This window comes from Acidobacteriota bacterium (genome assembly GCA_012517875.1).
Classification (GTDB): domain Bacteria; phylum Acidobacteriota; class JAAYUB01; order JAAYUB01; family JAAYUB01; genus JAAYUB01.
On the sequence record JAAYUB010000022.1, the window covers coordinates 25699 to 40693 of the forward strand.

The window sequence follows — 14995 nt, forward strand, 5'->3', positions numbered from 1 at the left end:
TATGTTTGATTGTAAGGCTCATACATATTGTTTTTGCCGCTCTCGCTCCACATCATCCGGCACCGAAGCCAGCACCCCCTCGCGGCAACACCAGAGCATGTGCGTTGAGTTTTTTGATTATTGTAAAGGAGGTCTTATGAGAAGATTCCTTCTGACGCTCCTCGTGGTCGCCTGTTTATTGCCGGGTTCCTCGGCATTGGCCAAGGAAGCCAATCCCGGCGGCCTCCAGCTGGCCGCGGCCCATGCGGGCCCGGGTGACATCGTTGTCCGGCTTCGCAATCACCTGATTGCCACGAACGGCATCGAGGCGGCGTTCTCCGAACCGAGCTACGTTGGCTCGGAGTACTGCCTGTCATGCCACGGCGCCTTCTCGCCCGAGATGGATGAGTGGCACCACACCCTGCACGCATTTTTCATTCGCGAGCCGATGGGGATGTACAGCCTGCAACCGGGCCAGGGGATCATGGCCGATTACGACAAGAACGGGCAGGACGACTTCATGCAGGGCCTGGACTTCAATGCCATCACCGGTACCGCCCTGGACGCCGTTCAACCCAATGCGCCGATCCTGTCCTACGACGCAGCCGCGGACAGGTACTACATCCAACTCGGACCCGGCGGGCTGAAACTCTGGGTGGTCGCCACACTGGGCGGCCACAGCGTGGGCAACGGTCAGCGCTTCATGTGCCGCGTGCCGGTTTCCGACGGCGACAAGCACACCGGCGGCTGGAGCCAAGCCATTTACTTCGGACCTCTGGCATGGAGCGGAACGACTTATAGCGCCAGCACCACGGCCTGGTACACCGGCAACACGCCCAAGTACGCGCCCGGTGTGACCGCAATCGACCTGGGCAATCCGGCCACCGGACTCCAGGGTCAGAACTACCTGAAGAACTGCGTGGGCTGCCACATGACCGGCGTCCGCCAGGCGTGGGTTGCCGAAAGCGGCGAGTACATCGTCAATCCCTACCCGGCCTCGCTCTACCAGGAGTTTAGCCCGAATTATCCCGATCTGGATGGGGACGGCATCAAGGACCTGATCAACATCGGTTGCGAATCGTGCCACGGCCCCGGCTCCATGCACATTCTCAGCCGCGGCAATCCAGAGCGGATTGTCAACCCCAGCAATATCCGGAACAACAAGGAGCGGTCGGCCGTGTGTCTCCAGTGCCACGTCCGGATTGCGTCCGCCCCGTCGAAAAAATGGGGCTTCACGTATGATGAAACCGCCAACACCGGTTACCGGATGCAGATCCCGGTGATCCCGCTGGACACCTACCAGGTGTCCACCGCAGCCAAGTGGCCGGACGGCTGGAACTATGCCTACGCCCGCATCGATTCGTACTTGAGCAGCGGCCACTACCAGGGCAGCCATGGCATCGCCTGCAGCGACTGCCACAATGCCCACCGTGAAACCGCCAACCCGGCCCAGGTGCGCGACACCATGAACCACAGCGGCGTGAACGACATCCCGTCGCTCGTGGAAAACGACAGCTTCTGTCTGTCGTGCCACAACGCGCCCTACTCCTTCCCCACCATCACCGAGCAGATGGTCAAGGACTGGGACGCCAACTTCACGACGATCCGCGCCGCCATTGAAGAGCACACACATCACCCCTACGGCGCGGACCGCATCATGGGCCTGTCCAACTGCATCACCTGCCACATGGCGCCCAACCAGGGGCATTCCTTCATGCCGGCCCGTCCGGAGGACACCATCACCTATCGCACCGCCACCGGCTTCTACTCATCGGCGACGGGCAATGTGAACTCCTGCTCCTCCGCCTGCCACCGCGGGCTGGTGCGCATCTGGCAGGATGTGGAGGTCATCGCCGACTGGACCAACAACAAGTTCGGCACGCCCACCGAGATCGCGCTGGCCAACCACCTGGTGGAGTACTTCGGTCCCGGCGGACTCTGGTGGGACACCACCCCGGAAGCCGCCCACTAGAACGAACCGTCACATCAACTGAGTGCAACGGGCTGCCCATCAGGGCAGCCCGTTGTTTTTAGCAGTCGGATTCTCGTCCTGCGACCGGACTTGATCACCCGCGTCCGAAGGCGGCCGAGCGACCGCGTGGCTCCATATCAGGATGCGCGTTCCGGTCGAGGTATGCTCATTGAATCAATTGCCCCGCTTTTAAGCTCTTGGCGATGGACGCCGCCAGCGCCTGTCGTTGCGTGGCGTCGCCGCCCGTGCTCCCCCAAACAAAGCGGCCCCGCCAGCCCAGTTGGATGTCCCCGTTGTACTTGTCACGAAACGCCTTGCCACCGGCATCGAGAGCTCCGGCCGGCGCGTTTCCCCCGAACGCAAAACGGGCCACCACGGCATGGGCGGATTCCGCGTCGCCGCAATCCATGACGAATCCTTGCAGATTCTGGCCTTTCAGCAAGTACTCTGCGATGTAGGCGCCACGGAGATACTGATATCCAAAAAAATTCTGGGCGATGTACTTTTCCGTGTGCGCCTTTCGCCCGGCCTCAGGCAACCGGCGGACCAGTTCCGGAAACCGGGCCGGCCCCGGAATCCTCTCGGCGACGGCCTTGCCGAACATGTCCAGCACCACCGGCCCCTCCTTCCCCGCGCCATCCACGGTGATCTTGACGTAGCAGTCTCCCTTGAAAAAATTCAGGGTGATGATATCGCCGTACCCTTCGGCGCCGATCGCCATGAAGAAACCGCTGGGGGGACGTTCCTGGCTGTAGATACCGAAGGCGTCGGCGGGTGACGCATGCTGGTAAATCTCCACGGTGGCGGTGGCGCCGCCTTTCCGCGAATAGTTCTGCACCGCCAGCATGCGGAAGTTGCAACTCAGATAGGATTCCGCCGCGCCGTTGATATATTTATAGAGCGATTCCGGCGCGTACAGCTCCACCTTGCCGCTGGGCTGCCAGCCGGCTGGAGCGGCCAGCCACTGCTCCGGACCCGCCGCCGATGCAGATTCGGCCAGGATTACGAAGGGAATCAGGGTGACAAGCAATGCGAATGACCATCGGAACCAAAGCATGTTCACCTCTCGCTCATGCCAGCGGCATGCGTGGATTGTGCGCCGCGGATACGGACCGTCGGCCGGAGCGCTGCCGGTCCGTTTCGCCGGCTCGGCGCGTGCCCGGTCGGCGCGGCCCGAGATGTACCGTTATGATGCCGGCTCACGGGAAAAGTTTTCGGATCCCGCCGCTCATCCCAGCAGTTCACGCGGCGCGCCGCGCAGTCGGGCGATGTCCCGGACCCTTTCCCGTACCGGAAAACCCTTGACGCAGCGGACGTCGCACGTCGCACAGTCCGCGCACGGGTCGCCGGGCAGGTCCAGTTGCGCCAGCACGTCGTGGGCCAGACCGGGATTTCGATAACCATACGCGTACATGTAGCTCCGCATCAGATCGGGGATGGGCAGTGCCGCCGGGCACTGCGGTCGGCACCGGCCGCACTGCTGGCAATACAGTCCGGCCACACCCGGTTGCTCGTTGAGGTCCAGCCGTTCGGCGGGCGTCAGTTCCAGGCCGGCCATCACCTTCAGGTCAGTCTCAAGCTGGTCGAAGGTGGTGAAGCCGGGAATCGACGTGTGCACGCTCGGTTCCTGCAGAACCCACTTGAGTGCCGCCGTCATGTTGATGGGCAGGAGGCGTTCGCGGTCCCAGTAGACGCCGGCCTGGGTCTTCATGGCCACGATCCCCAGGCCCGCACCGGCCGCTTCGACAATGGCTTTACGCACCTCTTCCCGGTGGTCCTGGCGAAAGTTGTAGGCGGTGAGCACCACATCGTAGAAACCGCTATCCATGGCGGCGCGTAGGACTTCCGGCTCATTGGAGTGGGTGGAGACGCCGATGAAGCGGGCCTTGCCCGATTTCTTGATCCCGGCGGTTACCTCAAGCATGGTCTCGTCAAGCACCCCCGCCCGGCTGGACACGTTGTGCAGATACAGGATGTCCACGTAGTCCGTGGCCAGCCGGCGCAGGCTGATATCGAGCATTTCGAGGTAGCGCACCTTGCGCCGGGCGGCGTTGCCTTCTCCCGGCGGCGGGACCTTGGTAGCCACCACGACCGCGTCTCGTTTGAAGGCCTTCACCGCCTGCCCCACCATCTCCTCGTTGCGCCCATTCTGATAGCCGTGGGCGGTGTCCACGTGGTTGATGCCCGCGTTCAGCGCCGCTTCGACCAGGCGGGGGTTGTCGGCGTTCATCACGCCCATGCCCACAATGGAAACGGACAGCCCGGTTTTTCCGAGCGTTCGGGTCATCACCGGCCCTTTGGCCGGCGGAGCCGAAGCCGGTTCCGGCGATTGGGCAACCGGTTCCGGGGCGCGTCCGCAGGCCGCACCCAGCGCGATACCGGCCAAGCCGGCCAGACCCGCCTTCAGGAGCGTCCGCCGTTCCATGCTGTTGGACTCATCGCCCATGGCCACCTCCTGCAGATGTCGGCTGGATCTGAACGCTGGTATTGTACGGTTGCCGCCGGCGAAAAGCAACGCGGCGCTGCACCCGGAGTACGCCGCCCTGCTGATGCGCGACTCGGGAACATCCCCCTTCTATGTCGTGGCGTCGGCATGCGGACCTCCCGTTTCTCCATCTCAGACCCCTGCGAACAGCAGTGCCCTGACCCTTCAGCGGACGTCGCACCCGGCTGCAGGAAAATTGATGACGCTGATCCGGGTGCTAGGAAAGCGGTGGCCATCACGGCATCGGGAACCAACTGGCTCCGGAAGCAGCCGCCAACGCCTGAAACGTCCTGGCTGCAGCAGGTCCAGGGTGGAATAGTTGTCCCCCGTCCGGTTGGACGCCGGCGGAACAAAAATCCTCCTGGCGCGCGGCCCGAAGCGGTCGGAGGAGCCGTACTTGCTAGAGGATCAGGACCTGCTGGCAGCGGGCACCGGCGCCCTGGCTCTCCGCTTGGACATACCGTCCGCTTCCGCGCAGACCCAGCCTTGGGCACCGGCTCTGCGCTGATCATCGTCCGGCTCAAAAACAACGGACATCATCGCCAGGCGGTGATACCCATGAATATTGGTGCCGATGGCCGGACTTGAACCGGCACGCCCCTCACAGGGCCAGGGATTTTAAGTCCCTTGTGTCTGCCATTCCACCACATCGGCGATCGATCTTTCACCACAGGCACAGAGAACATAAAGACAAACAATGAGTTGCAGGCCATCACCAGCCCCGCAAGTCATCTTGTCGTTGGCAAGACCATTATAAAGAAACGATGGCCTGGACACTAAAAATTCTTTGTGTTCGCTGTGAACTCTGTGGTGAGAAAAGAGAGAAAAAAATGGAGGCGGCGAGCGGACTCGAACCGCTGAATGGAGGTTTTGCAGACCTCTCCCTTAGCCTCTTGGGTACGCCGCCTCAAAGAACCGGGGAGACAAAAAAGAGCCCATGCCGGGCTCTGGGGTCTTTGAAAAAATCTGGAGCGGGAAACGGGATTCGAACCCGCGACTTCAACCTTGGCAAGGTTGCACTCTACCACTGAGTTATTCCCGCTCACCAAGGCGGGGATTCTAACAAAGCCGGCCGGGGCTGTCAACACCAAATCTGCCCCAATCCGCCGCGCGGCGGCGGGGCCGCGATCGGTCAGGATCGGCGACCCAGCAGATCCAGCGCCACGCGGCAAACCAATTGGCAGAAATCCACCAGCTGGTTCACTTCAACATACTCGTTGGTCACGTGGAATGCCTCGTCGTCACCGGGGCCCCAGCCCACGGCGATCACGCCGTGGACATTGAGCACCTTGGCGAACGTGCCGCCGCCCATTCCGAACACCTCGGGCCGGAATCCCAGAACCTCGCCGCACTGCCGCTGGATGGCGTGGACCACCGGATTGTCGGGATCCACCTGGTGCGGCTCCGTCCAGGCCTGAAACTCCAGTTTGAACTCCCCTTCCACGGCACGACAGCAGCCCGTGAGCTGGTCTTCCACCTGCTGTCGGGTCATGCCGGGCACGGTGCGGATGTCCAGGTAAGCCACACACTCGCCGGGCACGATGTTGGGTGCGGCGCCGCCGTGGATCTCGCCCAGGTTGAGGGTGGGCGCGCCCAGCTGCGGGTGCACCGCATGCGCCAGATGCAATCCTTCGATGAGAGCCACCAGCCGGGCCATCCGGTAGACGGCGTTAATGCCACGCTCAGGCGTGGAGCCATGGGCCTGACGACCGAACGCCGTGATCTTGACAACGGCGCGGCCCTTCTCGGCGATGTCGATCCGTTTCATGTTCTCGCCGATATCCGGGATGATCGCCCAAGTGGGGTTGATCCGCCGCTCCTCCATCAGGAACCCGATCCCGAAATCCACGCCGTCCGGATCGGTGGCCTCTTCGTCAGACAGGGCGGCGATCTGAAGTTCGCCCGCCAGCGCGTCCTCGCCGACGGTCTCCTTCAGGATGCGCGCGGCCAGCAGGATGGCGGCCAGCGGGCCCTTGTTGTCCAGCACGCCGCGGCCAAAGACCTTGCCGTCGCGGACGGTGACCATGTACGGGTCCGAATCCCAGCCGTCGCCGGGCGGGACGATGTCCATGTGACCGGCCAGGAGCAGCCGCTGTCCCGTCCGGTCGCGGCCGAGCCGGCCGATCACGTTGGGCCGGCCCTCGTGCCGGGCGTGCACGTCGTAGCGGATGTCCCAGCGGTCGAACTCGCGGGTGACGATCTCCGCCACGCGGTATTCCTCGCCGCGGAACTCGAGGTACGGGTGTTCCGCGAGCTTTTCACTCACGACGTTGACGGTGCGCTGCGCCACCATCTCCGCCAGCAGGTTCAGCATCTCCCGGGTGATCTGTTGCCGGTGCTGCTTGAAATAGTCTTGAATCGTCAGTCTCATCATGCACTCCCCAACAGAAAGATTGCCGGATAAAGACATATTTCACCACACAGACACAAAAGACACAAAGGTTCTTTAAGCCTCGGGCCAATCAACCGCCCGCTGGCAGGATCGCCGGTCAGACTTCTTCGGGGGTGCGGAGGTGGGTGAATTCCACCACGAACCGGCAGCCATGGGGGTGGACGGGCTCGGCCTGAACAGCCGCCTCGTGGTCGTCCAGGATTTTTTTGACGATGGTCAGCCCCAGCCCCATGCCCTCCTTCTTCGTTGAGAAGTACGGCAGGAAGAGGTTCTCCCAATGTTCATCGGCGAGTCCACGGCCCTCGTCCTCGACGCTGAGGTGCACCCGGCGGCTCTCCTCCCGGTAGGCCGTGGCCACCGTGATCCGACCGTCGCCGCCTGCCTCGGCCACGGCGTCGGCGGCGTTGCGGAGCAGGTTGTTGATGACCAGCCGGATCAGTTCCCGGTCCAGATAGACCGGCGGCAGGCCGGGATCCAAATCCGTCTCGACGCGTCGTTCCGGGTGGGCGACGCGGAAGGCCGCGGCCGCCTCTTCGACGAGCTGATTCAGGTTGACCGGCAGCAGCACCGGGTTGGGTAGACGGGCGAAGCGGCTGAACTCCTCCACCAAGTACTTCAGGTTGCCGGTCTCCGTCTGAACCGTGGCCAGCCCGTCGTCCAGGAGCTGGCGGAAATGGCTCACGGAGTCGTTGCCCGGCAATGCGCCCGCGTCCTGAAGGCGACCGAACTGCTTGCGGATCCGCTCCACATACAGCTGGATGGGCGTCAGCGGATTTTTGATCTCGTGGGCCAGCCGCTTGGCGACCTCCTGCCAGGCGGCCGCTTTCTCGGTCCGGATCAGGTCACTGACATCATCAAACACCACCACGTAGCCGCTCACCTGCCCATCGGCATCGCGCATGGCCGACGCGGTGACGGCGAAGTGCATGGTCCGCTTGCCGGTTTCGAAGGTGATCTCCCTGCTGACCCGCTGGTGGAACTCGGCCTCCTGGAGGAGCCGCTGCAGCTCGGGCATTTTCTCCGGCGGGATCACCTCGCGCAGATATGTGGCACCGTCCTGGACACGACGCTGCTTGAGCAGATGGCGCGTGGCGGAATTGGAGCTGGTGATCCGCAGATCGGTGTCCACTGAAACGACGCCCGTGGCCACGCTGTCCAGCACGGTCTGGATGAACGTATTGCGCTCCGCCAACTCCCGGTTCATCCGGGTCAGCCCGGCGTTGGCCTGTTCGATGGCCTCCTGGCTGCGCGCCAGCTCGCCCATCATCCGATTGAACGATTGAACCAGCGTGCCGAACTCGTCGCTGGCGGCCCATTCGATGGGCCGGCTCCAGTCGCGCGCCGCCACCCGTTGAGATCCCGCGATCAAGGCCTCGACCGGTCCCGTGATCTGCTTGGAGATGTAGATTCCGAACCAGACGAAGGCGAACAGGAGGCTGATGCCCGCAAAGCTCACGATCAGGAGATACTGCCAGCGCAGCAGCTCCACCTGGTTTCTGAGCCGGAAGTATTCCTGGTACGCCTTGATGATCAGGTAGGACCGGTAGGCCACCGAGCCGGGGAGCGCTTTCAGGAAGACCAGGATGCCCCGGTCGTTCCACGGGCTCGGCGCAAAGCACACCACCACATCCCGGTCCGGATGGTTCTCCACGAAGTGGGCGATCTCGCCGGGATGCACGTTCTGCACCACCAGTGCCGGATCCTTCAGGGTCACCGTCGGCTGGCCGCGGTCCGGCCGGGCAACGTCCTCGCGCAGCACCCGGCCCCGGGCGTCCAGCAGCAGCACGGCGTTCAACCGGCGGCGCTGGCGGAACGCGGTCACATCTTCCCAGGTGAGTGCACCGCGGACGGCTCTGCCTCGAAAGTCGGCCATTTCGCTGCGGACGTTGTCGATGGCAGTGATGTAATAGGAGCGGGCCAGTTCCTCCGAGTGCCGCAGGATCTCTTCGGCCGGCGCCGAGAACCACTGGCTGATGCTCCGGTTGATCACGGTGTACGCCAGAAAGACAAACAGCCCCGTGGGCACGATGGCCAGCGCCAGAAACGCCAGCGTGAGCTTGGTCTTCACACTGGCGAACACCGTCCGTTCCCGCTTCTCGAAGAAGGTTTTGACCAGGTAACGGGCCAGCACCAGCACCAGCACGATGAGGAACAGCACGTTCATCACCGTGAGCACGGCCAGCAGAATGGCCTGCAGGTTGAAGGTGGGGGATTCGATTCCGCCGCCGCCCAGCTGGTACTGGGTGTAGAGCAGCGCGGCCAGGGCCAGCAGGATCCCCAGCGCCAGCAAGGTGATCTTCAGCTTGGTGAGCGGCCGCGACGCTTGCTTCATGGGCACCGGACCGGCTGGCGCTTCCACGGCGTGGCGGTTTCGACCGGGACGACGAACAGCAGCTTCTTCCGCTGGAGCACCACCCGCGCCTGCACGTAGTCGCCCGGCTGGAGCGGGTCGGAGAACCTCAGGAGCAACGGCGGTTCGGCGACGGCCGCCAGCCACTCGACGGCATCATCCAGAGTGCCGAATATCCGGGCGGACGACTCCCGGCCTTCGGTCGTGGTTGATCCGAAAAACTGCCGGGTGCGGGGATCATAAGACAGCCGCTTGTCCACCGTCGCCTCGGCGCAGAACTCATCGAACCAGATGCTCCGTTCGCCGCGCAACTCGGCCTCGTAGCGGAAAATGACCGTCTCGCCGCCCTCCAGCAGCCGGCGGAGAGCGGTCGGGTCGACGTCCCGAATGCGGCACCGCAGCGCGACTGTCTGAGACTCGCATGCACAGCTCAGATTGACCAGCTCGCCCTGCTCGTCGAGCAATACGTTCAGCATGCTCCAGATGGAGAGCAGGACGACCAGCTGGATTCTCATCGGTTCTCGGGCTCCTTTGGCGCCCGGCCGTCGTAGACGATCCGGCCGCCGACCATCGTCAGGAGCACCCGAGTCTTCAGGATGTCACTCTCCGGAACCCGCATCAGGTCCTGGTCGGTCACGGTGATGTCCGCCCACTTGCCGTTGGCCAGCACCCCTTTGTCCTTCTCCTGGAAAGCGGCGAACGCGCTCCACTCCGTCATGCCCCGCAGGGCCTGTTCCCGGGTCATCCGCTCCATGGGTGTCCAGCCCCCCGGCGGCTGGCCCGCTTTGTCCATGCGGGTGACTGCAGCGTAGAAGCCGAGCAGCGGATCGGGCGCCTCCACCGGAAAATCCGAACCGGTGGGGATCACCACACCCGTGCGGATCAGGGTCTGCCAGGTGTAGGCATAGCGGGCCCGCTCCGGTCCCAGGCGCCGGACCGCCCACGGCATATCGGATGTGCAATGGGTGGGTTGCATCGACGGGATCACGCCGAGCGCATGGAATCGCGGGATGTCGGCCATCGCCAGCACCTGCGCATGTTCCACCCGGAAGCGTCGTTCGCGGCCGTCGGGCAGTCCGGCCAGGACGCGCTGGTACACGTCCAGGATGGTCCGGTTGGCTCGGTCGCCGATGGCGTGGGTGCACGCCTGAAAGCCGTAGCGGGCGCACAGCCGAGCGATGCGTTCCAGGGTTTCAGTCGGATTGACCGGCAGGCCGCTGGTGTCGGGGCGGTCGGTGTATGGCGCCAGCAGCCAGGCGCCCCGGGAGCCCAGCGCACCATCGGCGTACATCTTCACCGCCCGGATCACCAGGCGGCCCGCGGCATCCTGTGAGACGCCGGCGGCAAGCTGGCTCTCCAGCCACGCCTCATCACCCTCGAGCATGGCCCAGATCCGGATGGGCATCTGGTCCGCCTGCAACAGCGCCCGGTACTGCGCCAGCTCGGCGGACCCGACGCCGGCGTCGTGGACCTGGGTCAGCCCCACAGCGGCGCAGCGTTCCATTGCTCGCTTCAGACGGCGGCGGATATCCTCGGGCCGCGCCGCCGGGATTTTTGATTCGATCAGGTCGGACGCGCGGTCCACCAGAATCCCGGTGGGGCGCCCGGACTCGTCCACGAGGATCTCGCCTCCGTCGACCGGTACAGCGCGCTCCCCCAGTCCGGCTATTTCCATGGCCCGTCGGTTGCACCAAATCGCGTGACCGTCCACCCGGGTCAGGGCCACCGGATGATCGGGAGCGGCGGCAGTGAGACTGGCCTGGGTGGGAAATAGTTTCTCAGGCCACCGGTTCTGGTCCCAGCCGCGGCCCAGGATCCAATCGCCGGCCGGCGTGCCGGCGGCGGAACGCCGCACCAGCATCGCCACGTCGGCCTCGCTCGCGGCTCCGGTCAGGTCCAGAATCTCCATGGCCCGGCCCAGGCCACCCACGTGCGCGTGGCCGTCAACGAAGCCCGGATAGGCTGTCGCGCCCGCCAGGTCCAGCACCACGGTCCGCGCGCCGGCCAGCGGCGCTATTTCCTCCCAGGAGCCGGTGGCCGCCACCCGGTCGCCGCGAATGGCCAGGGCGGTCACGACGGGGCGCGCCGCATCCAGCGTATAGATGACGCCGTTTTTCAGGATCCGGTCCGCCGGTTCATCGGCCATCGCGACGCTCCAGAGGAGGGTAAAAACACATAGCATCGCCGACCGTGTTTGCATATAATAGCCTGCCTTAGAGGAAATTCAGCGTCATTGTAGCCGAAAGCAAGGATGCATTCAACGCCGATGCCCGACCGCGACGACTACCGATCACTGTTCGCCGAGTACTTTGACGCCCGCTGCCCGGACTGCCAGAATTCCCGCTGGGTGGTGGAAAACGGTGTCGCCCGCCGATGCCACTGTTTCACCGAAGAGCTGGCGGAACACCGCCTGGCGTTCGCCGGCATCCCCCCTTCCTACCAGCGATGCCGGCTGGACAATTTCATGCCCCAAAACGCCAAGCAGCGCGAGGCACTATCGTTCGTGGAGATGTTCATCACCTCGTTCCAGCGCGGTGAAGCGCTGGGCCGGGGACTGTTGATCCGCGGCCCGGTGGGCGTCGGCAAGACCCATCTGGCCGTGGCCGTCCTGCGCCGCCTCATCGAGCAGGGCTTCACCGGACGGTTCCAAAATTTCCTACATCTCATCGAGCAGATCCGGCAAAGCTTCGATGACAGCGGCGCCGACATCGAGGGGAAACTGTTCCGCCGGCTGAGCCGCTGCCAGGTGGTGCTGCTCGATGAACTGGGAGCCACCCGCCCCACCGAGTTCGTCTTCAACAAGCTGTACGACATCATCAATTTCTGTTTCGATCAGCGAATCTCGGTGCTGTTTACCACCAATTACTCGGACCATGCGGCCCGACCCGGCTGGTCGGCTCCCGCCGCCTCTCCGGCGACCGATTCCGAGGGGCGCCCGAAGACCGATCCGGCCGGTCCGGGCTCAGCCACGGCGTACACTCTGGCCGAGCGGATCACCCAGCGGCTTTACTCACGGATCATGGAGCGGTGCACCGACGTGGTGCTTCAGGGATCCGACTACCGCCTCCGGCACAAGGCCAAAAGCTGAGAGCCGGCTCTCCTGGTCATGTTTCCGAAAAAAACTGGTGCGGAAATCTTGGCGTCGCCGCCGGTGTTCAGCCTTTGACCTCGATTTTGTCGAAGGTGAGCAGCACACGGGAATCGACCAGCTTGCCTTTGGTGATCGCCGGAAACACGATGGATGAATCGATCATGTTCCGGACCTTGACGGCCGTCCCCGGATCGCCCCCGGAGATGGAGAGGATCTCCGCGCTGCCGTCGGACCGAACATGGGTGAGCACGCCCAGGCGGTCGCCCTTCAGTTTCTGAAAATCGTTTTCCGCGAACATCTTGACCGTGACCGTGCTGATCCGGGGCTGATAGACCTGGTCGGACGAAATCCGCTCGGGGGAAAAATCATATAGGTTTTGGAGATACTGGCGCTCCACGAGGTTCTCCGCCATGCCGTTGCCCGTGGAATCGTCCAGAAAGGCCTGCAGGTTCTCAAATCCCACCGGCGAATAGACCAGCAGCGAAATGGCCAGGAAGAACAGCACCGTGATGGGCACCGCGAGGAAAACCGTCCGCAAATGCTCGGCCATCGAGAACTCGAGCAAGCGGAATTGCAGGGTGGCAAACCAGTTGGATTGCAGGGGATGGGGTGCGAAATTGAGTTGGGAGTTCAGCGCGTAAGTGAGTCGGGCGGGAGCTGAAACAACCTGCAGACTCCGAACCATGTCACGGGCTTCGGTCATCCGGGCAAGGTACATGCGGCACGCGGCGCAGCGCGTCAGGTGACCGTTCAGATCCATTTCATCGGCGCTGGAAAGCTCACCGTCGATATATTCATGAACCAAAATCTTGTAGTTATCGCAATCCATATGGATACCCTGACAGACAGCTGTCCATCAAACTCCGCAGTTGCTCGCGCGCCCGGGCGATCCGGCTCTTGACCGTGCCCAAGGACAGCCCGAGACAGTTCCCGATCTCCTCATAGGACATCGCCTCGATGTCCCGCAGCAACAGCACCATCCGGTATTTGAACGGCAGCCGGTCCAGACAGCGCTGCAGATTCTCCTGCGTTTCCCGCATGGCGCATGCCTGCTCCGGACTCGGCGCACCGCCGCTCAGGGACAGGTTGAGCCGGATCATCGCCGCATGGTTCAGATCGTGGAGCGAAACCGTTCTGCCGCGGCGCCGCACGCGCCACCAGCGTTGCCGGTTGGCCGCCTTGTTGGCCACGATCCGGTACAACCAGGTCTTCAATGATGACTCGCCGCGGAACGTGTCCAGTTTCCGGTAGACGGTCATGAAAACATCCTGGGTCAAATCGAGGGCGTCGTCGAAATGACCCAGCAGGCGATAGGCCAAGTGGAAGATCATGTCGCGGTATTCGGCATAGACATCCTCGAAACGGCAGCACACGCGTGCTGCATCGCCCGCTACGAGTTCGGAGTCCGAATACGGCAGGACCAGCTTTGCTTCCGGGATGTCTTTCAACGTCAGATCCTGAGTAGCCATCGCCGGTTTCTCCCGAAGTCCTGATCAGTTAGACAACAGACCTCGGAAAAAGTTCCGCCCAGTTGGATTATAGCATACGTTCTCATGGTGAAATGTGTTGACAACATTTGTTCCAATTCTATATCATCAACTTCAGATTATATATTAAGTGGTTGATAAATGAGCTTTTCCCTCAATTATTACCGTTGATCCATCGCCGTACTTTCCCGTGTGGAGAGTGCGAGTTCAATCCCCACACCGGCTGATCAATCCGATGATTTGAGTGTCTGTTTTTCTACCTCACATACAGGAGGCCTCATGAAACGGTGTCTCGCGTTTCTCCTGCCGGCCTCCATCGTCCTGCTGATGGGCTTCGGCCTGGCGGCTGATGCCGCCAAGTCGTCTCCCACCGAGGAACTCCTCCCCGAAACGAGCCGCCAGTGCGCGAGTTGCCACGACGAGCTGTACAACCGCTTCGTGGCCGCCAACGCGCACGCCCGGCTGAAATCGTTCGAGTGGGGAACAGGCCTCGGTGGATGCGAAGCCTGCCATGGGAATGCTCAGAAGCACCTCGATTCGGGAGAGAAGACCGACATCTTCTCCTTCGGGGACGCGGACGAGGCGAAAACGAACGGGATGTGCATGACCTGTCACAAAACCGGCGAGTTTTCGCAATGGGCCCACGGCGCGCATGCCCGTAATGGACTGGCGTGCACCGAGTGTCACACCATCCACAAGGGCAAAGGACGCACGGCCGGCGACCAGATGGTGTTGTGCGGCAAGTGCCACGCCGACATCAACGCCAAAATGAACTACCCCTCGCACCACCCGGTGCGCGAGGGCAAGATGGGCTGCACCAGCTGCCACACGCCGCATGCCGGCGCCGTGATCGGTTCACTGAAGACCACCGAGCAGAAAAACGACCTGTGCCTCAAGTGCCACAGCCGCTACCAGGGTCCGTTCGTCTTCGAGCACGCGCCGGTCGTGGAAGACTGCACCATCTGCCATGCCCCGCACGGTGCGGCCGCCAACAACCTGTTGACGCAGAACGAACCGTTCCTCTGCCTGCAGTGCCACTCCGCCCATTTCCACATGGCCCGGATCGGCGATTCGACCCCGCACAGCGGGCCGTCGGGTGACGCCTCCAACCGCTGGGGCGAGTCGGGCTGGATCCGCGCCTACGGCACCAAGTGCACCCAGTGCCATTCCCAGGTCCACGGCTCTGATTTGCCGTCCCAGGGCGTCAGCAGCCATGGCCGCAGCCTGAGCCGGTAAAGG

The 14995-nt window shown here is 63.2% G+C and carries 11 protein-coding genes and 3 tRNA genes; 3 read left to right on the forward strand and 11 right to left on the reverse strand.

Annotated features, from left to right (window positions below; all coding sequences use genetic code 11):
* Positions 1 to 136 precede the first annotated feature (136 nt).
* Positions 137 to 1951, forward strand: coding sequence for a hypothetical protein (locus GX414_03150; protein NLI46084.1), 1815 nt, complete (start codon positions 137 to 139; stop codon positions 1949 to 1951).
* Positions 1952 to 2117: 166 nt separating this feature from the next.
* Here the strand turns inward: GX414_03150 and GX414_03155 are convergent, their stop codons facing one another.
* From GX414_03155 to GX414_03195, 9 genes are all read right to left on the reverse strand, one after another.
* Entirely contained in the window at positions 2118 to 3008 is an 891-nt protein-coding gene (locus tag GX414_03155; GenBank protein ID NLI46085.1) for a hypothetical protein, read from the reverse strand.
* 171 nt (positions 3009 to 3179) lie between these two features.
* Complete coding sequence (locus GX414_03160; protein ID NLI46086.1) at positions 3180 to 4397, reverse strand: oxidoreductase; 1218 nt, start codon at positions 4395 to 4397, stop codon at positions 3180 to 3182.
* 605 nt (positions 4398 to 5002) lie between these two features.
* Positions 5003 to 5090 (reverse strand) — tRNA-Leu (locus tag GX414_03165).
* 177 nt (positions 5091 to 5267) lie between these two features.
* Positions 5268 to 5343: transfer RNA gene (locus tag GX414_03170), tRNA-Cys, on the reverse strand.
* A gap of 60 nt (positions 5344 to 5403) precedes the next feature.
* Positions 5404 to 5478 (reverse strand) — tRNA-Gly (locus GX414_03175).
* A 90-nt stretch (positions 5479 to 5568) separates the two neighbouring features.
* On the reverse strand, positions 5569 to 6807 hold the full coding sequence (locus tag GX414_03180; GenBank protein ID NLI46087.1) for a M20 family metallopeptidase: 1239 nt from the start codon (positions 6805 to 6807) through the stop codon (positions 5569 to 5571).
* A 118-nt stretch (positions 6808 to 6925) separates the two neighbouring features.
* Positions 6926 to 9160, reverse strand: coding sequence for a PAS domain-containing protein (locus GX414_03185; GenBank protein ID NLI46088.1), 2235 nt, complete (start codon positions 9158 to 9160; stop codon positions 6926 to 6928).
* On the reverse strand, positions 9157 to 9693 hold the full coding sequence (locus GX414_03190) for a DUF4390 domain-containing protein (protein ID NLI46089.1): 537 nt from the start codon (positions 9691 to 9693) through the stop codon (positions 9157 to 9159). The genes GX414_03185 and GX414_03190 overlap by 4 nt, the downstream gene beginning before the upstream one ends.
* Positions 9690 to 11324: an amidohydrolase gene (locus tag GX414_03195; protein NLI46090.1), complete on the reverse strand. Its 1635-nt coding sequence runs from the start codon at positions 11322 to 11324 to the stop codon at positions 9690 to 9692. Before GX414_03195 ends, GX414_03190 begins: the two co-directional genes overlap by 4 nt.
* A gap of 120 nt (positions 11325 to 11444) precedes the next feature.
* Between GX414_03195 and GX414_03200 the strand changes: the two genes are divergently transcribed.
* On the forward strand, positions 11445 to 12266 hold the full coding sequence (locus GX414_03200) for an ATP-binding protein (protein NLI46091.1): 822 nt from the start codon (positions 11445 to 11447) through the stop codon (positions 12264 to 12266).
* Between the two features lie 67 nt (positions 12267 to 12333).
* Here the strand turns inward: GX414_03200 and GX414_03205 are convergent, their stop codons facing one another.
* Together GX414_03205 and GX414_03210 are read right to left on the reverse strand one after the other, a co-directional pair.
* Positions 12334 to 13098 carry a hypothetical protein gene (locus GX414_03205; GenBank protein ID NLI46092.1) on the reverse strand — a complete coding sequence of 255 codons (765 nt, stop codon included), beginning with the start codon at positions 13096 to 13098 and terminating at the stop codon, positions 12334 to 12336.
* Positions 13085 to 13738 (reverse strand): RNA polymerase sigma factor, encoded by a 654-nt coding sequence (locus GX414_03210; protein NLI46093.1) that lies wholly within the window; start codon positions 13736 to 13738, stop codon positions 13085 to 13087. Before GX414_03210 ends, GX414_03205 begins: the two co-directional genes overlap by 14 nt.
* 297 nt (positions 13739 to 14035) lie before the next feature.
* On the opposite strand from GX414_03210, the gene GX414_03215 reads away from it, so the two are divergent.
* Complete coding sequence (locus tag GX414_03215; GenBank protein ID NLI46094.1) at positions 14036 to 14992, forward strand: DmsE family decaheme c-type cytochrome; 957 nt, start codon at positions 14036 to 14038, stop codon at positions 14990 to 14992.
* The last annotated feature ends 3 nt before the right edge of the window (positions 14993 to 14995 follow it).

Bases quoted from the DNA above. Each gene is read 5' to 3' on its own strand.
- GX414_03205 (NLI46092.1), bottom strand. From the start codon at position 13,098: ATGGATTGCGATAACTACAAGATTTTGGTTCATGAATATATCGACGGT.
- GX414_03200 (NLI46091.1), top strand. From the start codon at position 11,445: ATGCCCGACCGCGACGACTACCGATCACTGTTCGCCGAGTACTTTGAC.
- GX414_03215 (NLI46094.1), top strand. From the start codon at position 14,036: ATGAAACGGTGTCTCGCGTTTCTCCTGCCGGCCTCCATCGTCCTGCTG.
- GX414_03195 (NLI46090.1), bottom strand. From the start codon at position 11,324: ATGGCCGATGAACCGGCGGACCGGATCCTGAAAAACGGCGTCATCTAT.
- GX414_03180 (NLI46087.1), bottom strand. From the start codon at position 6,807: ATGAGACTGACGATTCAAGACTATTTCAAGCAGCACCGGCAACAGATC.
- GX414_03160 (NLI46086.1), bottom strand. From the start codon at position 4,397: ATGGGCGATGAGTCCAACAGCATGGAACGGCGGACGCTCCTGAAGGCG.
- GX414_03155 (NLI46085.1), bottom strand. From the start codon at position 3,008: ATGCTTTGGTTCCGATGGTCATTCGCATTGCTTGTCACCCTGATTCCC.
- GX414_03150 (NLI46084.1), top strand. From the start codon at position 137: ATGAGAAGATTCCTTCTGACGCTCCTCGTGGTCGCCTGTTTATTGCCG.
- GX414_03210 (NLI46093.1), bottom strand. From the start codon at position 13,738: ATGGCTACTCAGGATCTGACGTTGAAAGACATCCCGGAAGCAAAGCTG.
- GX414_03190 (NLI46089.1), bottom strand. From the start codon at position 9,693: ATGAGAATCCAGCTGGTCGTCCTGCTCTCCATCTGGAGCATGCTGAAC.
- GX414_03185 (NLI46088.1), bottom strand. From the start codon at position 9,160: ATGAAGCAAGCGTCGCGGCCGCTCACCAAGCTGAAGATCACCTTGCTG.